Raw genomic sequence first — 20705 nt, 5'->3', positions numbered from 1 at the left:
GAGTAGACATGGTAACCTCCGTCTCCATACCTACTCTTTTTTGAAGCGTATGGAAATAATGAGTCCTGACCCTAGAACAATTTCACATTGAAAATGTGGATTGCTCTGGTAGTTGCGAGAGCGACTACCCGCAACCGAACACACGGAAAAACCACGCTTTTTCCGTAGTGTGAGGGCAGTGTCAGCATTGAATTTGGACACAATTTCAATGCGAATCCGCTCTAAGAGAGCGGCTCCGGGACAAAAAACGAAGAGAGCGAAAAGCCTCCCTTTCGGGAAAGGGCTTTCCGCTCCCTGACATCGCTATCGGAAAGAGGGGACTAGGCCTTCTTGTCCTTCTTGAGCCAGCTCATCATGCCGCGCAGTTCGCTGCCCACCTTTTCGATCTGGTGGTTGGCTTCGTTGCGACGGGTGGCAAGGAACATGGGATACTTGGCGCGGGCTTCCAGGATGAAGTCGCGGGCGAACTTGCCGCTCTGGATGTCCTTGAGCACGTTCTTCATTTCCTTCTTGGTCTCTTCGGTGATGAGACGCGGGCCGGTCACATAGTCGCCGTATTCAGCGGTATTGCTGATGGAGTAGCGCATACGGGACAGGCCGCCCTCGTACATGAGGTCAACGATGAGCTTCATTTCGTGCATACATTCAAAGTAGGCCATTTCCGGCTGGTAACCGGCTTCCACCAGCGTCTCGAAGCCGGCCTTGATCAGGGCGGACACGCCGCCGCAGAGCACGGCCTGTTCCCCGAAGAGGTCGGTCTCGGTCTCTTCGCGGAAGGAGGTCTCGATGACGCCGGAACGCGTGCCGCCGATGCCCTTGGCATAGGCCAGCGCGTTCTTGAGGGCGTTGCCGGAGGCATCCTGATGGATGGCCACCAGGCAGGGCACGCCGCCGCCTTCGGTGAAGGTACGGCGCACGAGGTGGCCGGGACCCTTGGGCGCGATGAGATACACGTCCACATCCTTGGGCGGGATGATCTGGCTGAAGTGGATGTTGAAGCCGTGCGCGAAGAGCAGCGCCTTGCCCGCCTTGAGGTTGGGCTTGATGTCGTTCTCATAGACGGCGGCCTGCACTTCGTCGGGCAGCAGGATCATGATCAGGTCGGCCTGGGCGGCCGCTTCGGCGGCGCTCACGGGGCTGAAGCCGTGTTCCTTGGCAAGTTCGTAATTGGCGCCGCCGGGACGCTGACCCACCACGACGTTGACGCCGGAATCACGAAGGTTCTGGGCATGGGCATGGCCCTGGCTGCCATAGCCGATGATGGCGACCGTCTTGCCCTTGAGCGCGTTGATATCCGCATCCTGATCATAGTACACTTTCATATTCGTATCCCTCTGTCGTTATGATACACAAATCCTCCCGCACGGGGCGGGAGGAAAATTGTTGTGCCGCTTCGCCGCAAAAGTCAAGCCTCGCCGGGGCTCACTCCGCCAGCTTTTTGGAGCGACGCATGGCCACGGAACCGGTACGCGCCAGCTCCTTGATGCCGAAACGGTGCAGCAGGCTGATGATGGCCTCAAGCTTGCCGTGATCCCCGGTGGCCTCGATGGTCATTTCCGTGGCGCTCACGTCCACGACCTTGCAGCGGAAGATCTCCACCGTGCGCAGGATCTCCCCGCGCATGGCCCCTTCGGCCTGTACCTTGACGAACATCATCTCCCGCTCCACGGCGGGTATTTCGGCAAAGTCCACCACCTTGATGACGGACACGATCTTGTGGAGCTGCTTCATGATCTGCTCCAGGATCTGACTGTCCCCGTAGGTGGTGATGGTCATGTGCGAGACGCCCTCCTCCAGCGTGGGGGCCACATTGAGCGAGTCGATGTTGAAGCCGCGCCCGCTGAAGAGCCCCGCCACGCGGGAAAGCACGCCGGGCTCATTCTCCACCAGAACAGAAAGCACATGTCGTTCCATGCCGCCCCTCCTACACCAAGAGCATCTCATCCAGGGCAGCCCCGGCGGGCACCATGGGATAGACGTTTTCCTCGCGTTCCACGGTCACGTCCACAATGGCCGGATTGGGCGAGGACAGCGCCGCCTCCAGCACCGGCCGCAAGTCCTCGGGCCGGGAGATGCGGTAGCCCTCGGCGCCGTAGGCTTCGGCCAGCTTCACGAAATCGGGCTGCGCTTCCATGTTGGTGAAGCTGTAGTTGCGGTCATAGAACAGTTCCTGCCACTGCCGCACCATGCCCAGATGACGGTTATTGAGGATGATGACCTTGATGGGCAGCCGGTACTGCACCACGGTGGCCAGCTCCTGGATGTTCATCTGGATGGAGCCGTCGCCGGCCACGGCCACCACCTTCTTTTCCGGGAAGGCGCACTGCGCCCCGATGGACGCCGGGAAGCCGTAGCCCATGGTGCCGAGCCCGCCGCTGGTCAGCAGCGTACGGGGCCGGGTGAAGGGATAGAACTGGGCGGCCCACATCTGGTTCTGGCCCACTTCCGTGGTGATGATGGCCTCGCCGCTGGTGAGGGCGTACACTTCCTCGATGACGTGCTGCGGCTTGATATGGTCGTTGCGGATATAGCCGAGGGGCTTGCTCTGCTTCCACTGGGCCACAGTCTCCAGCCAGGCCTCATGGTCGCCCCGCCAGTCCACATGGGCCATCTTGCCCGCCGCGATGTCCAGCATACCGGAGAGCGCCAGCTTGCAATCCCCCACCACCGGCACGTCCACCTCCACGTTCTTGCGGATGGACGTGGGGTCGATGTCGATATGGATGATGCGCGCGTGCGAGGCGAAGGCGGAGATCTTGCCGGTCACGCGGTCATCGAAGCGCGCCCCGACGCAGACGAGCACGTCGGCGTTGTTGATGGCCATATTGGCGGCATAGGCCCCGTGCATCCCCACCATGCCCAGCCAGAGATCGTCCGTGGCCGGGAAGGCGCCGAGCCCCATGAGCGTGCAGGAGACCGGAAGATGCAGGGTATGGGCCAGCTCCCTGAGGGTCGCCGCCGCGTCGGACATGATGACGCCGCCGCCGGCCAGGATCATGGGACGGCGGGCCTGCGCCAGCACTTCCACCGCGCGCCGCAACTGATTGAGGTTGGGCTTGTAGGTGGGGTTGTAGCTGCGCATGTAGATGTCTTCGGGCCAGACGAATTCCGCATGGGCCTGCATCACGTCCTTGGGAAGGTCCACGAGCACGGGGCCGGGCCGCCCGGACCGGGCGAGATAGAAGGCCTGACGGATGGTCTTGGCCAGCTTGCGGATGTCCTTGACCAGGAAATTATGCTTGGTGCAGGGACGGGTGATGCCCACGATGTCCACTTCCTGGAAGGCATCGTTGCCGATGAGTTTCGTGGGCACCTGTCCGGTAAAGACCACAAGCGGAATGGAGTCACAGTAGGCCGTGGCTATGCCCGTGACCGTATTGGTGGCGCCGGGACCGGAAGTCACCAGACAGACGCCCACCTTGCCGGAAGCGCGGGCATAGCCGTCGGCCGCGTGCACAGCCCCTTGCTCGTGCCGAACCAGGATATGCTTCAGCTCGGGATGGCGCGGCAGTTCATCGTAAATATCAAGGACCGCGCCGCCCGGATAGCCGAACAGCACGTCCACCCCTTCCTTTTTCAGGGATTCAAGGAGAATCTGTGCACCTGTGAGTTCCATGACGATAAGGCTCCTGCGCCGCTATTTGCCTTCGGCGCGATATTTATCCAACAATTCCATCAATCTGGTCTTGCCTTCCAGCTTCTGCTTCTTCAGCTGCTTGAGGGTCTGCTCCTCGGTGGGGGTGCGGAAAGTCTTGGCTTCCAGCTTTTCCACCTGCTTTTCGTAGAGCACATGGTCTTCCCAGAGGGATTTCAGCTCCGGATCAGTGGGGGCCAACTTTTCCAGAAGTTCAATTTCATGCTGATCCATAAGAAATCTCCAGTGTTAGGGGTTGAAGCCCGGCTGGGCATAAACATGGATATGTGCGCTGCCGCCGCGGCGGGACGGATCACACCATGATGGCGGCATATTGCAGGAGGGAGCGCACGATGATCTGGTTGACGAGCTGGATGGCCAGCAGCACCACCACGGGGGAGAAGTCTATGCCCGCACGGTAGGTGAAGGGCATCCATTTGCGGACATAGTAAAAAACCGGTTCCGTCAGCATACGCAGGGCGCGCACGATGGGGTTGTAGGGATCCGGCCGCACCCAGGTGATGACCGCCGCGATGATGACAATCCAGAAATAGAGGTTGAGAAGCGCGCCGAGCACGTTCCCCACGGCCAGAAGAATGTTTTGAATCACGAACACGCTTATTGCTCCACGCTGTCTGTGAGGGCCGCCCGGAGAGCGGCATAGTCCATGACCACGATATCCCCTGCCAGATCCTCGTTGCCGAAAGAGGCGAACGGGATGCCTGCCGCCCCCGCCGCCTTGCCGTCATGCGAGCTGTCGCCCACGAAGAGCGCTCGCTCAGGCGGCATGTTCCAGACGGCCAGGATATGCTCCGGGCCCTGCGGGCTGGGTTTGGGCAGGATGCCGGGAGTATCCGCGGCAACCACAGGATTAAAATAGGGAGGCAGACCGAAAATGTCCAGAACCGTTTGCAGACCGATGCCCGTACGGTTGGTGTCCACGGCCATACGCACCCCGTGGGCGTGCAGCCACTCCACCGTCTCCCGGAAGCCGTCACACAGGCGCAACAACGGCAGGATGTCCCGCCGGTAATTCACCACTTCGCTGGTGACGTAATCTATCTGGCCATGCAGCTCTTCCGGCAGGATGTGTTCCAGCGCCTGTCTGGCCGTGGCCATGAAGGAATAGTGTTCCTGCTCCGCGGTCATGGGCGGCAGACCGAAATGGGCGAGTATCCGATTATAATACAAGCCGTTGGCTGGACGGGAGTCGATGATGACGCCATCGCAGTCAAAGATGACCCCACCAAGTCCCTGGGGAAACAATGCGCTCATGCTTGGTCCTCCCATGTCAGCACGGTGAGGGGACGCTCCCAGCGGGGATGGCAGCGCGGACAGCCTGGGCGTTGCAGTACCCGCCAGAGCGGCGCCGTGAGGGCAAGCAGACGCGGCCCGCCATCTCCGGCAAGCTCTTTCTGGATGTCCTCTGCCGCCGGGACCAGATCCTCACGCTCCAGCAGAGCGTCGCGCAGACCGGCCTCGGCCAGTATGAGGGCCTCGTCCGGCAAAAAATGGCAGGCCGCATCCAGCACGCGCGGCCACGGCGGCAGCATGGCCGCCAGTGCGGCAGCCTCTTCCGGCTGTTCCGGGCCCGCCGGCCGCAAGAGATCGTCCGGCAGCTCGGACAAGGACGCGGCCTCTCCGGCGTCGCCGTCAAAGGCGGCGGCCAGATGGGCGCGGCCTCCGGCATAGCGCCGGTGCAGAGCGGCCATCTCGGCAAGGCGCTCCTCCTGCAGCCAGCACAGTAGCAACAGCCGCTGCGCCCGGCAACGGCGCTCCCACTCTTCGGCCGCCTCGGCCGCCGCCAGCGCGTCGGCCTCATCTCCGCCCCCGGCGGCAAAGGCGGCGCGGGCGGCGCTTTCCGCCTGGCTTCGCAGGGACTCGGCCTGTCGGCCCTGCCATGCGCGCAGGGGCGTCCCGGTAAGCGCCGCGTCCGTCATATGCTGCAGATCCTGCAGGCAGGCCAGCGCCTGCCGCGGGTCCAGCGGGAGATCCTCGGGGAAGAACCACGGCCCCTGCGGCGCGGACACGCCGCCCGTCGCCCCACGGGACGCGACGACGTCCCGGGGCAGTCCCGGCCACAGACGAGGCAAACCGGCGAGACAAGGGGGCGTCTCATCACCGGCAAGCGGCCCGCGCACCACGGGCAATCGTACGACTATCCTGCTCATATGCTTTCTCACAAAAAATTGATTAGTAGACTGCCGCTGAGGGAAAAGCAAGTCCTTCTCTCCCCCTTAAAATCCTGCGCCGTACGCCTAAAAAAATGCTTGCATACCACGGCGAATCCTCTAAAGTGAGAGGCCTTGCCGTCTGTGTACGGCGTTCATTCCCATTTTTCCGGAATTCCGGTCCAAAAAGGAGAGCAACACTATGGAACAGGGTACTCTTCGTCTCAAGACGGGTCTCGCTGAGATGCTCAAGGGAGGCGTCATCATGGACGTGACCACTCCCGAACAGGCGAAAATTGCCCAGGACGCCGGTGCCTGCGCCGTCATGGCGCTGGAGCGCGTGCCTGCGGACATCCGTGCCGCCGGGGGTGTCGCCCGGATGGCCGATCCTACCATCGTGGAACGCATCATGAAGGCCGTGACCATCCCCGTCATGGCCAAGGCGCGCATCGGACATTTTGTCGAGGCGCGCATTCTGGAAGCACTGGGCGTGGATTACATCGACGAGAGCGAAGTGCTCACTCCCGCCGATGACAAGCATCACATCAACAAGCGGGACTTCACCGTCCCCTTCGTCTGCGGTTGCCGCAATCTGGGCGAAGCCCTGCGCCGCATCGCTGAAGGGGCGGCCATGATCCGCACCAAGGGCGAACCGGGCACCGGCAACGTCATCGAGGCCGTGCGCCACTGCCGTCAGGTCCTGGACGACATCCGTCGTCTCTGCGCCTTGCCGGAGGATGAAGTGGCCAATTATGCCAAGGAGATCGGCGCGCCGCTGGAGATCTGCCTGCTGGTCCGCAAGGAAGGCCGTCTGCCGGTGGTGAACTTTGCCGCCGGCGGCATCGCCACGCCCGCCGATGCGGCGCTGATGATGCAGCTCGGCTGCGACGGCGTCTTTGTGGGTTCCGGCATCTTCAAGTCCGGCGACCCGGCCAAGCGTGCCCGCGCCATCGTGCAGGCCGTGACGAACTACAATGATTACAAGCTGCTGGCCGAGATCTCCAAGGATCTTGGCGAGCCTATGGTCGGTATCGAGATATCCGCCATCCCCTCTGCCGAACGTATGCAGGAACGGGGCTGGTAAGATGGCGCTGGTCGGCGTTCTTGCCCTGCAGGGGGCCTTCCGGGAACATACGGCCGCCGTCTCCCGTCTGGGAGCGGACGTTCGGGAACTGCGCCAGCGCAAGCATCTGGACGGTATAGACGCCCTCATCCTTCCCGGCGGCGAGAGCACCGTCATGGGCAAGCTCCTTACGGAGCTCGACATGCTGGAGCCTGTTCGCCAGCGCATCGCCGCGGGTATGCCTGTCTACGGCAGCTGCGCCGGGCTCATCCTGCTGTGTGAGACCATCGAGGAGTCGGATCAGCCGCGCATCGGCCTGCTCCATGCCTCGGTGCGGCGCAATGCCTTCGGTCGGCAGGTGGACAGCTTCGAGACGGATCTTGCCGTCAAGGGACTGGATGCTCCCTTGCGGGCCGTATTCATCCGCGCCCCCCTCATCACGGCGGTGGGTCCGGATGTGGACGTGCTGGCCCGCGTGGACATGGCCGCGCATGGCGGCGAAGGTGAGCGGATCGTGGCCGTCCGGCAGGGCAACATCCTTGCCACGTCCTTCCATCCCGAACTGACGCCCGATACCCGGCTGCATTCCGCCTTCCTGGACATGCTGCCAGCCTGAGATCCCGACTCAGTCTGACCAAAAGACAGCGCCCGGACCTTCGTCCGGGCCTTTTTCGTCCATACGCAACTGTGTCGATGCGGCGTTCGACAGCAAAAAGGGCATCCGGACTTCCTCCGGATGCCCCTCCATGACGATGGAAAACGATGCTGGCGTCGTTCAGCGATTCCTGCCATGTCCCTTGAGGTAGGACACATAGCCGGGGTCGGTCCCCTGGATGTGATTGATGAGCCAGTCCTTGAGGAAGGCCAGAAGGTCCATGCTGACCGTCGTGGTCCCGTTCTTGATCTGCGACTCGAACTCTTCCAGCTTGGCCACGAAACGGCGATGCACTTCCTTGTGCTCGCGGGTATGCGGATAGGCCGAGTGCTCGAAAAGCTGTTCCTCGGTGCTGAAGTGTGATGCCGTGTATTCGCGCAGATGCTGCATGATGGTCGCCAGTTCATCCTTGGCGGAATTATGCTTCATGGCGCTGTACAGATCATTGATGTAACTGCACAACATGCGGTGCTGTTCATCCACCAGCTGCACGCCGAGATTGAGCTTGTCCGTCCATTGCACGAACTTGTCGCTGGACGAGGCCATTTCCAGATTGCCGCTGAACAGCGCGCTGACGATCATGCCAAGATCTTCGATGCCGCTCTTGAGCGAAAGGATGGAGCCGGTGAAGCTCTCCATATTGTTCGCGTTCTCTTCGGCAACCTGATGGATGGCCGCCAGCGAGGTGCTCGTCTGGCTGCTCTGGCCGGACTGCTCCGCCGCCCCCGCCGCAATGACCTTGAGGTGGTCGGCCGTCTCTTCCATGCAGTTGATGATCTCTCCCATGAATTCGCCCGCGCGACCGGCACGCTCCGCGCCTTCCACCGTCAGCTGCGCCGCGGCTTCCACTGCCTGCACGTTGTTGTGCGTCTCGTCCTGGATGGCGTGGACGGCATCCTCCACTTCCTTGGTGGCGGACATGGTCTTTTCAGCCAGCTTGCGCACTTCATCGGCCACCACGGCAAAACCGCGTCCGGCCTCGCCGGCCCGCGCAGCTTCGATGGCGGCATTGAGGGCGAGCAGATTGGTCTGGTCGGCCACTTCATTGATGACGCTCATCACCTGCCCGATGCTGCTGGCCCGCTGGCCCAGCTTGTCCATGGCTTCCTTGAGATGCAGGATGGTCTCCTTGACCGAGTCGATGGAGGCCACGGCGCTGCGCACATCCTGCTCGCCCACGCTGGCCTTGCTGCGCGACGTTTCGGCACTGTCGGACAGTTCCTGCACGCGCCGGGCGGACTCCACCGCGGCGTCGCTGATCTGGGTCATGGCGGAACTGGTCTCCTCGAGCTGGTAGCGCTGCACTTCCACGCCGTGGTTCACGTTGGCCACCACCTGCGAGATGCTGCGCGTCTCGCGCGACAGACCGAGGCACACGCCGTTGGCCTTGGCCAGCAGCTTCTTGCGGGTCTCCACCTGTTCCTTCAGATCCCTGAGCTCGGCACTTGCCTTGTCCAGTTCACCGCGCGCCGCGGTGCGTTCCGCCTCGACAGCGGAAAGACGTTCTTCCAGCTCGCTGACGCGGGCAGCGCCCTGCTCCCTTTCACGGCGCAACAGAGCCGCCGCCTGGTCCGCCAGACTCCCTGTACCTGTGCCGGCCCCCAGCACCTCCCTCATGCGCGCTTTCTCCCGACCGGTCAGGACAGAAAGTCCGATGCCCGCAAGACAGCCCACGATCAACAAGGCAAGAAGCAGGGAGCCGGCCAGTCCGGCGGTCCCCACGATGGCAAGGATGGCTGCCAGCACCAGGAGAACGGCATGGAGAACGATACCCATAGATCACTCCTTCACGAAGTTTCTTAGCTTATCGGTCGGCAACGTGCCACACTTTAGGCAAAGAAACAAGGAATATTTCCTGATAAGAAGCGGGCAACTCACATTCGGAAAGGCTTGATGTTTCGGAGTGTAACGATTTGGGGGAGGTGCGTCTCTCCACATACACCGAAAAAATTTGTTTTACGATAGCAATAATTTTTTCGGACTGCCGGCGGCCGCGCACCGTCCCAGGCACATGCCCGGAACACACTGCGTTACAGCCCCTTGTCCGCAAAAAAATCCCCCGCTCGCAGGAGCGGGGGATCCATCAGTCAACGGAACGCCCCATGCCGGGAGCTTTCCGACCATCCGGGGACGTCCTACAGGGCAGCCTTGTAGATGGCGGCCACGGCGGCATCCGTCATGATGCGCGGGTTGGTCAGACCGCAGGCGTCCTTCTGGGCATTGGCGGTCATGGTCGGGATGTCTTCCTCCCGCACTTCCTTGCCGTATTTCTTGCCCAGGGCGATGAGACCTTCCGGAATGTTCACGTCGCGGGAAAGGGTGTTGATGGCTTCGATGGCGCGATGCGACGCGTCGCTGGCGCTCAGATGGTCCACGCGTTCGCCCAGCAGCTTGGCCACGCGGCCGAAGCGACGACGGCAGGCGATGAGGTTGTATTCGCAGACATGGGGCAGCAGGATGGCGTTGCATTCGCCGTGCGGCAGGTCGTAGAAGCCGCCCAGCTGGTGCGCCATGGCGTGCACATGGCCAAGGCTGGCGTTATTGAAGGCCATACCCGCAAGATACTGGGCGTAGCACATGCCTTCGCGGGCTTCCTTGTCCTTGGCGCCGCAGGCTACGGAACGCCGCAGGTAACGATTGATGTACTCCATGGCCTTTTCGGCACAGGCGTCCGTCATGGGCGTGGCCGCGGTGGACACATAGGCTTCGATGGCATGGGTCAGAGCGTCCATGCCCGTCGCCGCCGTCAGGGAAGCGGGCATGTTCATCATCAGGACCGGGTCGTCAATGGCCACGCTGGGCGTGCAGCGCCAGTCCACGATGGCCATCTTCACCTTGCGGGCGGTGTCGGTGATGATGCAGAAACGGGTCATTTCCGACGCCGTGCCGGCGGTGGTGTTGACCGCCACATACGGCGGGAAGGGTTTGGAGGATTTGTCCACGCCTTCGTAATCGTGGATGGTGCCGCCGTTGCTGACCACGAAGCCCACGCCCTTGCCGCAGTCATGGGAGCTGCCGCCGCCCAGGGTGATGAGGCTGTCGCACTTGTTTTCCTTGTACATCTCCGTGGCTTCGGCCACATTCTTGTCCGTGGGGTTCGGCACGGTGCCGTCGTAGACCACGTACTTCATGCGGGCCTTGTCCAGGATGTCGGTGATGTGTTTGAGGATGCCGCACGCGGTGATGCCCTTGTCGGTCACGATGAGCGGACGCTTGCCGCCGATGTTCTTCAAACGCCGGGGAATTTCGGAGCAACAATTTTCACCCACCAGCGTCACGTTGGGGATGAAGAAAGAGGTGATCTGGCCCATGTGCATGCTCTTCACGTCCGTGCTCATAACGACTCCTTTCTTTTCTACCGCAAAGGGGCTCTTGCGGCGTGTTTTGTAGTGGTTAGAAGTCAGACTACGGCACTCACGAGCTTATGACAAGCTCTTTTTGCGGAAAGACGAATAACAGCCCCAAAAATCACAAGGCTGTTTGAGCGCACAGCACAATGTGGGACAACAGCCCGACAATGGCGGAAAATCGCCATATCACGCGCCTGTTGCAGCCTCATTGGACAGCATCCGGCATTTCCGCATCATTCTGCGCTGACGCCCCCTTCCGTATGCCGCTTCGGCACAATTGCGTCATGGCCCGCAGGTATTCGTTGTGCTTGTCGAGGAAAAAAGCCAGCGGTTTTGCGAAGTTGTGGCCAATGAGACCGTCCACCATGAGCTGACAGATCTCCCGCTCGCGCAAGAGGACCAATTGAGAACGAAAGAACACTCTTCTATCGGCCGCCGACATGCCCCGAATGACCTGGCGGCAGGCTTCCTGGGCCCGCGGCAGGTAAAACCAGAAATACATGAGGTCGAGCGCGGCGATGATGAGCGCCCGTTCCAGCCTGCGGGCCTCTCGCCCTCCCCGCTCGCCCAGACCGCCCGGACGGGCAAGCTTGATGAGGGCATCCTCCCGAGGGAAGAGCATCTCCAGCCGTGTGTAGCAGTCGAAGGCCCGCCGCAGCTTCCCTTCGTAATCCCGGCGGCGCATACGCATGTTGACCTTGCCGTCGGCCAGGCCCTCGATGAGGGCCGCCACGGTATCCGAAGCCGTCTTGGAGATGATGGCCGCGCTGGGGGCAAGATAGACCAGCGGGTCCGTCACGCCCGCCGCCAGCAGCAGCCCCCAGAACCCCGTATTATATAATGAGGAGATGGGGATGGCCAGAACGCTGCGAAAGAGATTGCCTATGGCCGCCTGCCGGGGAAAACCGCGGTAGATGTTGTGCGCGAAGATATAGAAACCGTTGATGATGTTGAGCACGGCAAAGACGAGCAGCGGCCTGTCCTCCACCGTCACGCCGCAAAGTTGCTGCAACACCCCCGCGCGGATGATGCCCTCGAGCAGCAGCACGGATATGCCGGTATACATGAGGGAATCGCACAGCCGGTTCATGCTGACGTGCTCCTTCCAATGCGTCAGCGTGCCGCGGGTGGCCCCCTGCGCCGCCATGACCATTTGCAGCACGTTGCGCACGCCCGTGATGCCGAACCAGATGAAACTGCCGAACCAGGCGAGCACCCACCATTGCTGTGTGGCCTGAAAGGTGAAAAAGGCGGGGATGAAGCCCACCAGCACCTTGCCCCACATGGTCAGTCCCGTATTGAGGTAACGAAAACCGGGAGCGGTGTCAGGCGCCTTCTCCTTGTCCAGCAGTTCGTTGGGCGCGGGGATGTTGTGGCCTCCAAGGGTATGTATGTTGCCCTGTTCACAGTAACGGCAGTCCTCGCTGGCGGAGATCCATTCCTGCCGCCGCTCCTTGCCCAGCCGCGCCATAAACGGAAGGGAACGACAGCGGGCAAGCAGCCGCTGCACCCAACCGGCATGATCCGGCTCGGAAAAGACGAGCTTTTCTTCCACGGGCACATGGATGGGGATACAGGGAGATCCCTCGTGCCTCAGGGCCGCCACGCCACGCGGCGGCAGCGTCTCCATGATGGCGAAGCCCATACCGAAGGAACGCAAGCGCGTTGCCGCGTTGCTGCCGAGTTGCGTCCGCAGCGGACTGCGCCGGTAGGTCTCCCAGAGCTTGGGCACATTGCGCAGGATCTCCTGGAATTTGGCAAGGCGCTCGCCGTCCCCCTCCTGCGCCAGTCGCCGGATGATCTGGCGGATGAGCTGCTTCATGAGCGGCCCGTGCCCGTGATTGAGCACCTGCAGCAACTGACTGATGGACTCCATACCGCCGAGCTTGCCCAGCATCCAGCTCTTGGTATTGAATATCTCCAGATGCGTGATCCCGCCCTCGCAATCCCAGAGCAGTTCGATGACATCCTCGGCGGTCAGGTTCTCGGTACAGAGCGTCAGCTGGTAGCCGGGCATGAGCTCCCGCAGCTGTCGGGTCAGCTCGGCAGCGGACAGGTGGCGCAACTCCGGCGCATCCGGCGTATTGCCGGGGACCTGCGCATCGGGCAGCTCACCGTCGAGCAGGGCGGCAAACCACTCATGATAGACCACATCGACGGTCAGCAGTTCCAATTCCCTGATCTCCCGCCGGGCGTCCTCATCGCCCTCGGCCGCCCGCCCTTCCAGTTGCCGCGCCCGCAGGCGCAGGCTGGGCAGGACGAGCTGATGCAGGTACTCGGCCAAGCGCAGCATGACGGAATGCCGTCTGCCCAGAAAATCCAGGAAATCGTCGGCATACGCCGGCGAAACGGACACTCCCCATTTGGCTTCCAGCTGGGGGCGCTGTCGCTCGTTCCAAAGCTCGAGCGCTTTCAGGGCCCGTTCCCGCCACCAGTGCAGCACCGCCCTGCCCCGCTCCTGCATCTTTTGCACCGGCGCGCTGTTCATGAAATTCAGGAAGCCCTGCCGGGAAACAAAGCCTCGCGGCACCCACAAGAAGCTGACATACCGGTCATGGAACGGGACCTGATACTCGATCCCCACCCGTACGGTCATGCCGGTTATGCTCGCCGCCTCCAGCAGCTCTTCGGCGGCTGCCAGCTCGATGCAGTTGTCGTACAGCACCGTCAGCGAGCGCAGCCCCTTGATCCAGGCATCCATGATAAGGTGCGTCGGCGTCTTCCTGCCCTTGGTATTGACGTCATACACGTGGTCGTCAAAGGCGATCTGGTTCCACTCCTCCGGCATCTCGGGCAGGTGGTAGCGTGCAAGCATACGCCGCACCACGCGCGGCGTGCCCAGCGCGGCCTTGCGGAAGTCGTGCGCCAGCTTGAGCTGCTCCGTGGGATCACCCTGCAGTCGTACCATGTCCTTCATGATCTGCAGGAGGACGCGTGCCGTATTGCGCCGCAGAGGAGAATGCGCGCTGGCCAGCACTTCATCAAAAAGGCTTTGCAGCGCGCACAGCCTGTCGCGGGAGTTCGAACCGCCCACTTCCAGATTCCGCAGCAGATTCACCGTGGCATACGCCATGCGCGAGGCCTGGGAGGTCACCATCTCCTTGATGCCGTGCGGATGCAGTTCAGGGTCGGCCAGATCGCCGGAAAGGCTGGCCAGCGCACTGTCGGGCGCGTCGAGGATGCGGTTGACCAGCGTCCTGATGTCCTTGTCCTGCCGGTCAAAATAGAGACTGAAGCAATATCTGCGCTGCATGGCGCGACACACCTCCGATATGCCGGACGCTCAACGGGGCCCGGAAAAAGGAAGGCCGCCCGCAGGGGCGACCTCCGCAGTAGAGCGTTTCGCCTTTGAAAAAGGCAAAATGCGAGGCGGCGATACAACGCCGCCCGGCCGAAAGTGAGCGGAAAAACCGCGTTTTCTCCGCGAAACGCCAAACCGTACGGATTGAACGCGAAGCGTTTCAAACTGAAAATACTCTAAAGAGACCGTCGCGATCTGCCGTTTCCGGCCTGACCGGATCAGATGAATTCGTCCACACGCCCGGCCCGGACCTTCTGCAGCAGGCGCACGGCTGCCCCCTTGTCCGGTTCCGGCATGGCCGCCAGCTTCTCCTCGATGAGCGCCTCTCCAAGACGCCGAGTGGCCGGTGTCGCATAATGGAGCAAAAACTCCAGGAACGAAGCGATGGAATTGGGACCGCACTGCCCCTTCATGCCGCATTCGCGGACCATGGACAGGAAGTCCACCCCGCTGCGCCCAAGGCGGGGACAGGCCGTACAGAAGGAAGGAAGATGCCGCGCCTCCTCCAGAAGGAAACTCACCACATCATCCACATGGCAGTTTTCCCCAATGGGGAAGGGGACGCCGCCGGGGCCGGGCAGCGGGCTCCAGTCTTCATAAGGGTTGGCCACGCTACCGGTCAGCAATTGAGAACAGCCCACGCCGCAGCCGTCGCGCCACAGGCCGGACGGCTCACGGGAGCTGAGGATGATGCCCGTATACGGGATGGCCAGACGCGTGATGGCCACGCAGCGCAGGAAGTCCTGATCGCTCACCGGGAAAGGCGCCTGCGCCAGCCCGCCGGGAGCCGGACGCATCCGGTGCATACTCACCGTGTGGCCCCCGGTGCCGTAGACGCTCGCCAGGTGCGCGGCGTGCAGGCTCAGGGCCAGCACATCGAACTGCCAGGGAGCAAGTCCCAGCAGCAGCCCCAGCCCCACGTCCCCCATGCCGGCGTTCAGGGCCTCGTCGGCGGCATTGACGCGCCGCTCGTAATTGGCCTTGGGCCCGGCCTTGTGTACGGCCTGATAATGTTCAGGATGATAGGTGTCCTGATAGAGCAGCACGGACCCCACGTCGGCGGCGCGCAAGATCTCGTACTGGTCGGCGGCCAGCGGTCCCACATTGACGTTGACCCGGCGGATCTCGCCGTCCCCTTCATACAGAGTATAGAGGATGCTCACCGCTTCGGCCAGATACTCCACATCGGCGTTTGGCAGCTGTCCGCTGACCAGAAAGACGCGTTTGTGCCCCTGCCGGATGAGTTTGCGGCCCGCTTCACTGATCTCGGGCGAGGTCATGTATTTGCGCTGCACCATGTCGTTGCCCTTGCGGTTGGCGCAGTACACACATTCGCTGCCGCAGTGATTGGTAAGATGCAGCGGAGCGGAAAGCACGATGCGATCCCCGTACACCCGCTGTTTCACCTCGTCGGCCGCCCGCATGATGGCCAGCAGACCGTCCGGTGATGTCACCCGCATGAGGGTCGCCGTTTCGGCCAGCGTCAGCGGACGCAACGCGCGGGACTTGTCAAGGATGCCTTTCAGCCGGGCCGTATCGGGCGCCACGGCACAGGCCAGCGCCTCTTCGATGGCACGCACATCCAGCCAGGACGGAAGGGAAAAGTTCGGCATGGTTTCTTCCTCAAAATGAGCTAATGACGTTCCGGGCACGGCGCCAGGCTGCGCCTGGCCGACCATGAGGCATGGCCGGCCCGACCTGCCCTGCGGGACAGTTGATTGACCATAGCAGCGGGCACGTCGAAAAGCGAGCGATTTTTTTCACAGCCTCCCGCCGCGCCAGCATGTCCCGGCAAGGAAAAACACCATCTAACACTTTGAGATCAAAAAATAAAATGACAAAAACACAAAAGCGTACGCTTTTTTGCCGCCGAGAGCCGCATAGCCCTTATCCGAGGGAGAAGAGCGCTTCCCGACAAGGGAAAACGCTCGGGAAAGATAAATTTTCGCAATTTATTTCGATGGATTAAGAAAAAAAGTGGCTTGCTGTTGACAAGGGTTTTTAAAACTTCTATTTGTCCTGTTAGCCAATGTGAACCACGTTCCGAAAGGGCCCTGGCTTGCGACGGCGCGTGCGGCGCCACCGTAGAAATGAGCCCTAGACACCTAAATGACTTTGGAGGCTACCATGGCTCAGTGCAATCCCGCCGATCTGATCGCCACCGACAAGAAATATGTGTGGCACCACCTGACCCAGCACAAAGTGTATGAAAATGCCGACCCGACCGTCTTCGTGGAAGCCAAGGGCAACCGCGTGAAGGACATCAACGGCAAGGAATACCTCGACGCCGTGTCCGGTGGCGTGTGGACCGTCAACGTGGGCTTCGGCCGTGAAAAGATCGTCAAGGCTGTGGCCGATCAGCTGATGAAGCTGTGCTACTTCGCCAACTCCTACGGCAACATCCCGACCATCGAATTCTCCAAGAAGCTCATCGAGAAGATGCCCGGCATGAGCCGCGTGTACATCTCCAACTCCGGTTCCGAAGCCAACGAAAAGGCCTTCAAGATCGTCCGTCAGATCTCCGCTCTGAAGCACGGCGGCAAAAAGAGCAAGATCCTGTATCGTGACCGCGACTACCACGGCACCACCATCACCACGCTGAGCGCCTGCGGTCAGTACGAGCGCCGCAACCAGTTCGGCCCCTTCACCCCCGGTTTCGTGGAAGTGCCCCACTGCTGCGCGTATCGTTCGCCCTTCGGTGATTGCGCCGATCTCGGCAAGAAATTCGCCAAGCAGATCGAAGAAGTCATCCAGAAGGAAGATCCGGATACCGTGGGCGGCCTGATCCTCGAGCCCATCACCGCCGGCGGCGGCGTCATCGTGCCCCCGGACGGCTACTTCGAGACCGTGCAGGAAATCTGCAAGAAGTACGGCGTGCTCCTGATCATCGACGAAGTGGTGTGCGGCCTTGGTCGTACCGGCAAATGGTTCGGTTACCAGCACTTCGGCGTGAAGCCCGACATCGTCACCATGGCCAAGGGTGTGGCCAGCGGCTATGCGCCCATCTCCTGCACCGTGACCACCGAAGAAGTCTTCCAGGACTTCATCGCTGATCCCAATGACCGCGACGCCTACTTCCGCGATATTTCCACCTTCGGCGGCTGCACCTCCGGCCCCGCCGCTGCTATCGCCAACATGGAAATCATCGAAGAAGAACACCTGCTCGACAACGTCGTGAAGCAGGGCGAATACCTGATGGGCCGCCTGCTCGAGCTGAAGGACAAGTACAAGATCATCGGCGACGTGCGCGGCAAGGGCCTCTTCGCCGGTCTGGAACTGGTCAAGGACCGCACCACCAAGGAACCGGTGGACGAATCCGTGGCCGGCGCCGTGGTGGGCGACTGCTTCAAGCAGGGCGTCATCATCGGCAAGACCTCGCGCAGCTTCCGCGAGTTCAACAACACCATCTGCCTCAGCCCGGCCCTGATCTCCACTCAGGCCGACATTGACGAACTGGTCAATGCCATCGACAAGGCTCTGGCCAAGGTATCCGCCTAATCGGCACACACACTGACGACAAGGGGGGCCTCGGCCCCCCTTTTTTATTTCCATCTCTACCCCGGGCGCGATCGTCCCCCTCCCGTCGCCCCTTGTCCACGAGTTCACCATGCCCATGACGTGCCGTACCTGTCCCGCGCCGCAGCGCCTGCTTGCCGGAGCCTGTCTGGCCCTCTGCCTCCTCTTCAGTCTGCTGCTGGCGGTCCCAGCAGCGCAGGCCGCCACATCCGGCACAGTCTGTCTGCTGCTGGAAAGCCTTACGCCGGACAACGGCTGGCACGACCAGCTTCGGCGCGGTCTTGCCCGCGCTGAAAAAGATTTCGGCATCACCGCACGAGTGGTCGCCGCGCCGACGGGCAGCGACCAGCAGGCCATTTTCCGGGAGGAAGCGGCACGTTCCGACCTCCTGCTCGTTGCCGACGACAGCCTGCATGAAGTGCTCCGCAACAATGCGGGCAACTTCCGTAAAGTGCATTTCGGCTGCATCGACACGGGCGTTCGCGCCGCCAATATCATGTCCGTCACATTTGCCGACGAACAGGCAGCCTTTCTGGCCGGAGCCGCTGCCGCCATGCTGACGACGTCCGGAAGCCGGGGGATGAACCCGCAAAAAACACTGGGCTGGCTCTCCGGTAAAGAGACCGGCCCCATCGTGACCATGCTCAACGGCTTTCTGGAAGGCGCCCGCCTGATAGACCCGGAGATGCGCATCGTCCACCGCAGCCTTGATTCCTTCGAGGACGGAGAGCTGGCGCAAAGACGCTGCCGCGAGATACTGGCGGAAGGCGCGGATATCGTGGTGCTCGCCGCCGGCAGCGCCGGGCTGGCGACGCTGGACGTGCTGGCCGATCAGCAGGCGCTGGCCGTGGGACTGGCCGAAGATCAGGACAGCCTGCGCCCTGGTCAGGTGCTCACCTCCATCCTCAAACGGGGGGATCGCGCCGTCTACGAGATCATTGCCAGCCATGTACAAGGGAAGTTTCGCGGCGGAGAGATCCTCACCTATACGCTTGCGGACGACGGCGTCGGCATCACCGACTTCCGAGGCTTCGCGCGGGGAGAGGGCAACCGGCTCCCGCCTCGTTTGACCGGACGTCTGGCGGAATTGCGCCGTGAGATCGAGCGGCAGGCCATCCGTCTGCCCTCCCTGCGCCAGGGAACGCTGTGCAACTGCCGCTGACCTGCATTGCCCAGCTTGTGACAAAATCCCGCAAGCGCCCGCCGCATTCCGCGAAATCCCCTGTCCCGCCTTGTTTGCGGCGGAAATTTTTTTCGTGAAAACCTCGTGCAATCCTCTTGCTGTTGCAGCGGAAAAGGGCTAGGGTCTTTTCGCGAGCTGCGGAACGGACCTGTTTGTCTGTTCAATGATGCTGAAATGAGCGAGTGCCCAATGTGACACGACAGCCTGCGGCATCGGCAGGCGCCGCAAGCCTTGGAACGACGCATTACCTGAACGATCCAGCTGTTCCGGCTGATCAGCCAGTTGTTCCAAGTCCGTTTGCGAAAGGGTATGTCCGTCATGGACGGAATTTTCATCATTCACTTGCAGCCTTTCAGGAGGGCTTCAAATGCTTATCGGCGTTACTAAAGAAATCAAGGCCAATGAACATCGCGTGGGTATCACCCCTGCCGGCGTCAAAGCTCTGAAGGACCACGGCCACGAAGTCATGATCGAAGTGGGCGCCGGTCTCGGCAGCCGCATCTCCGACGACGAATACAAAGCCGCCGGCGCTACCATGCTGCCCGTGGCCGACGTGTGGGCCAAGGCCGATATGATCATGAAGGTTAAGGAGCCCCTGCAGAGCGAATACAAGTACTTCCGCGAAGGCATGCTGCTCTTCACCTACCTGCACCTGGCCGCCGACAAGCCCCAGACCGACGCCCTGCTGAACTCCGGCGTGGTGGGCCTTGCCTACGAAACCGTGCAGCCCGACGACCGCACCCTGCCCCTGCTGGCCCCCATGTCCGAAGTGGCCGGTCGTATGTCCATCCAGGTGGGCGCCAACATCCTGACCAAGCATGCCGGCGGTTGCGGCGTGCTGCTGGGTGGCGTGCCTGGCGTGCAGCGCGGTAAAGTCGTGATCGTGGGCGGCGGTATCGTGGGTACCAACGCTGCCAAGATGGCCATCGGCATCGGCGCCGAAGTGACCATCCTGGACAACAACCTGAACCGTCTGCGTTACCTCGACGACATCTTCGGCGCTCGCGTGCAGACCATGGCTTCCAACAGCCACAACATCGCCGCCGCCGTGAAGGACGCCGACCTCGTGATCGGTTCCGTGCTCATCCCCGGCGCCAAGTGCCCGCAGCTGGTGACCGAAGAAATGATCAAGACCATGCGCCCCGGCTCCGCCGTGGTGGACGTGGCCATTGACCAGGGCGGCGCTGTGGAAACCACCGCCGGCCATCCGACCACCCACGAAAACCCGACCTTCGTGAAGCACGACGTTGTCCACTACTCCGTGGCCAACATCCCCGGCGCTGTGCCGATCGCCTCCACCTACGCCCTGACCAACGCCACCCTGCCCTTCGCTCTGCAGCTGGCCGACAAGGGCTGGAAGAAGGCTTGCGCCGACAACATCGCTCTGGCTCGCGGCCTGAACACCGTCAACGGCAAGTGCACCTTCAAGGGTGTGGCCGACGCCTTCGGTCTGCCCTACGTGCCCGCCGCCGACCTGCTGAAGTAAGCGATTCGGCTCTCACTGCCAGATCTGGTAACAGACCTTCGGCAGTTTGACGGTAACGTCGAGCGCCCCCTGTACCACAGGGGGCGCTTTTTTTGCCCCAACCTCGCCCTGCCCCCCCCCTGAACGTCCAGAGCATTTTCAGTTTGAAACGTTTCGCGGTTCAAACCTTGCGGCCTGGCGTTTCGCGGAAATTGCGTTTTTTCCGCTCACTTTGGGTCGAACGGCGCTGTGTCGCCGCCTCGCGTTTTGCTTTTTTCAAAGGCAAAACGCTTTAGGGTCAGGACTCATTAAAGGTAAAAAATGACAATGGCAGCAATATGGATTGCCGAAAGGAATGTATGGGCAC

General features: G+C 61.8%; 16 protein-coding genes. 5 read left to right on the top strand and 11 right to left on the bottom strand.

Going from position 1 to position 20705, the window contains the following annotated elements; translation table 11 throughout:
- Positions 1–320 precede the first annotated feature (320 nt).
- The 7 genes from ilvC to Q0K00_RS07460 form a co-directional block, all read right to left on the bottom strand.
- Complete coding sequence (gene ilvC, locus Q0K00_RS07490) at positions 321–1322, bottom strand: ketol-acid reductoisomerase (RefSeq protein ID WP_296303860.1); 1002 nt, start codon at positions 1320–1322, stop codon at positions 321–323.
- A gap of 100 nt (positions 1323–1422) precedes the next feature.
- Positions 1423–1914 (bottom strand): acetolactate synthase small subunit, encoded by a 492-nt coding sequence (gene ilvN, locus Q0K00_RS07485; RefSeq protein WP_297228343.1) that lies wholly within the window; start codon positions 1912–1914, stop codon positions 1423–1425.
- 10 nt (positions 1915–1924) lie between these two features.
- Positions 1925–3616 carry a biosynthetic-type acetolactate synthase large subunit gene (gene ilvB / locus Q0K00_RS07480; RefSeq protein WP_297228342.1) on the bottom strand — a complete coding sequence of 564 codons (1692 nt, stop codon included), beginning with the start codon at positions 3614–3616 and terminating at the stop codon, positions 1925–1927.
- Between the two features lie 21 nt (positions 3617–3637).
- Entirely contained in the window at positions 3638–3868 is a 231-nt protein-coding gene (locus Q0K00_RS07475; protein ID WP_297228341.1) for a DUF465 domain-containing protein, read from the bottom strand.
- 79 nt (positions 3869–3947) lie between these two features.
- A complete protein-coding gene (locus tag Q0K00_RS07470; RefSeq protein WP_297228340.1) occupies positions 3948–4250 on the bottom strand; it encodes a YggT family protein in 303 nt (100 codons plus the stop codon).
- 2 nt (positions 4251–4252) lie between these two features.
- Positions 4253–4909, bottom strand: a complete 657-nt coding sequence (locus tag Q0K00_RS07465) for an HAD family hydrolase (RefSeq protein WP_297228339.1) — start codon at positions 4907–4909, stop codon at positions 4253–4255.
- Positions 4906–5805: a hypothetical protein gene (locus tag Q0K00_RS07460; RefSeq protein ID WP_297228338.1), complete on the bottom strand. Its 900-nt coding sequence runs from the start codon at positions 5803–5805 to the stop codon at positions 4906–4908. The genes Q0K00_RS07465 and Q0K00_RS07460 overlap by 4 nt, the downstream gene beginning before the upstream one ends.
- A gap of 202 nt (positions 5806–6007) precedes the next feature.
- On the opposite strand from Q0K00_RS07460, the gene pdxS reads away from it, so the two are divergent.
- Positions 6008–6889, top strand: coding sequence for a pyridoxal 5'-phosphate synthase lyase subunit PdxS (pdxS, locus tag Q0K00_RS07455; protein ID WP_297228337.1), 882 nt, complete (start codon positions 6008–6010; stop codon positions 6887–6889).
- Between the two features lies 1 nt (position 6890).
- Positions 6891–7484, top strand: a complete 594-nt coding sequence (gene pdxT / locus Q0K00_RS07450) for a pyridoxal 5'-phosphate synthase glutaminase subunit PdxT (RefSeq protein WP_297228336.1) — start codon at positions 6891–6893, stop codon at positions 7482–7484.
- A gap of 159 nt (positions 7485–7643) precedes the next feature.
- Here the strand turns inward: pdxT and Q0K00_RS07445 are convergent, their stop codons facing one another.
- The 4 genes from Q0K00_RS07445 to hydG form a co-directional block, all read right to left on the bottom strand.
- Positions 7644–9299, bottom strand: coding sequence for a bacteriohemerythrin (locus tag Q0K00_RS07445; protein ID WP_297228335.1), 1656 nt, complete (start codon positions 9297–9299; stop codon positions 7644–7646).
- Between the two features lie 359 nt (positions 9300–9658).
- The gene (locus tag Q0K00_RS07440) at positions 9659–10861 is read right to left on the bottom strand and encodes an iron-containing alcohol dehydrogenase (RefSeq protein ID WP_297228334.1); all 1203 of its coding nucleotides are present in this window, start codon (positions 10859–10861) and stop codon (positions 9659–9661) included.
- A 217-nt stretch (positions 10862–11078) separates the two neighbouring features.
- On the bottom strand, positions 11079–14126 hold the full coding sequence (locus Q0K00_RS07435; RefSeq protein WP_297228333.1) for a hypothetical protein: 3048 nt from the start codon (positions 14124–14126) through the stop codon (positions 11079–11081).
- Between the two features lie 266 nt (positions 14127–14392).
- Positions 14393–15787 carry a [FeFe] hydrogenase H-cluster radical SAM maturase HydG gene (gene hydG, locus Q0K00_RS07430; protein WP_297228332.1) on the bottom strand — a complete coding sequence of 465 codons (1395 nt, stop codon included), beginning with the start codon at positions 15785–15787 and terminating at the stop codon, positions 14393–14395.
- Between the two features lie 514 nt (positions 15788–16301).
- Between hydG and Q0K00_RS07425 the strand changes: the two genes are divergently transcribed.
- The 3 genes from Q0K00_RS07425 (at position 16302) to ald (ending at position 20359) form a co-directional block, all read left to right on the top strand.
- Positions 16302–17672, top strand: a complete 1371-nt coding sequence (locus Q0K00_RS07425; protein ID WP_297228331.1) for an aminotransferase class III-fold pyridoxal phosphate-dependent enzyme — start codon at positions 16302–16304, stop codon at positions 17670–17672.
- A 109-nt stretch (positions 17673–17781) separates the two neighbouring features.
- Positions 17782–18852 (top strand): BMP family ABC transporter substrate-binding protein, encoded by a 1071-nt coding sequence (locus Q0K00_RS07420; protein WP_297228330.1) that lies wholly within the window; start codon positions 17782–17784, stop codon positions 18850–18852.
- Between the two features lie 388 nt (positions 18853–19240).
- Positions 19241–20359, top strand: coding sequence for an alanine dehydrogenase (ald, locus tag Q0K00_RS07415; RefSeq protein ID WP_297228329.1), 1119 nt, complete (start codon positions 19241–19243; stop codon positions 20357–20359).
- The last annotated feature ends 346 nt before the right edge of the window (positions 20360–20705 follow it).

It is taken from the genome of uncultured Desulfovibrio sp. (assembly GCF_944327235.1).
Classification (GTDB): Bacteria; Desulfobacterota; Desulfovibrionia; order Desulfovibrionales; family Desulfovibrionaceae; genus Desulfovibrio.
Note: the sequence above shows the minus strand (reverse complement) of the source record. Positions and strands in the feature narration are given on the sequence as shown.

Coding starts and splice junctions, on each gene's coding strand:
- ilvC (WP_296303860.1), bottom strand. CDS start 1,322: ATGAAAGTGTACTATGATCAGGATGCGGATATCAACGCGCTCAAGGGC.
- ilvN (WP_297228343.1), bottom strand. CDS start 1,914: ATGGAACGACATGTGCTTTCTGTTCTGGTGGAGAATGAGCCCGGCGTG.
- ilvB (WP_297228342.1), bottom strand. CDS start 3,616: ATGGAACTCACAGGTGCACAGATTCTCCTTGAATCCCTGAAAAAGGAA.
- Q0K00_RS07475 (WP_297228341.1), bottom strand. CDS start 3,868: ATGGATCAGCATGAAATTGAACTTCTGGAAAAGTTGGCCCCCACTGAT.
- Q0K00_RS07465 (WP_297228339.1), bottom strand. CDS start 4,909: ATGAGCGCATTGTTTCCCCAGGGACTTGGTGGGGTCATCTTTGACTGC.
- Q0K00_RS07460 (WP_297228338.1), bottom strand. CDS start 5,805: ATGAGCAGGATAGTCGTACGATTGCCCGTGGTGCGCGGGCCGCTTGCC.
- pdxS (WP_297228337.1), top strand. CDS start 6,008: ATGGAACAGGGTACTCTTCGTCTCAAGACGGGTCTCGCTGAGATGCTC.
- pdxT (WP_297228336.1), top strand. CDS start 6,891: ATGGCGCTGGTCGGCGTTCTTGCCCTGCAGGGGGCCTTCCGGGAACAT.
- Q0K00_RS07445 (WP_297228335.1), bottom strand. CDS start 9,299: ATGGGTATCGTTCTCCATGCCGTTCTCCTGGTGCTGGCAGCCATCCTT.
- Q0K00_RS07440 (WP_297228334.1), bottom strand. CDS start 10,861: ATGAGCACGGACGTGAAGAGCATGCACATGGGCCAGATCACCTCTTTC.
- Q0K00_RS07435 (WP_297228333.1), bottom strand. CDS start 14,126: ATGCAGCGCAGATATTGCTTCAGTCTCTATTTTGACCGGCAGGACAAG.
- hydG (WP_297228332.1), bottom strand. CDS start 15,787: ATGCCGAACTTTTCCCTTCCGTCCTGGCTGGATGTGCGTGCCATCGAA.
- Q0K00_RS07425 (WP_297228331.1), top strand. CDS start 16,302: ATGGCTCAGTGCAATCCCGCCGATCTGATCGCCACCGACAAGAAATAT.
- Q0K00_RS07420 (WP_297228330.1), top strand. CDS start 17,782: ATGCCCATGACGTGCCGTACCTGTCCCGCGCCGCAGCGCCTGCTTGCC.
- ald (WP_297228329.1), top strand. CDS start 19,241: ATGCTTATCGGCGTTACTAAAGAAATCAAGGCCAATGAACATCGCGTG.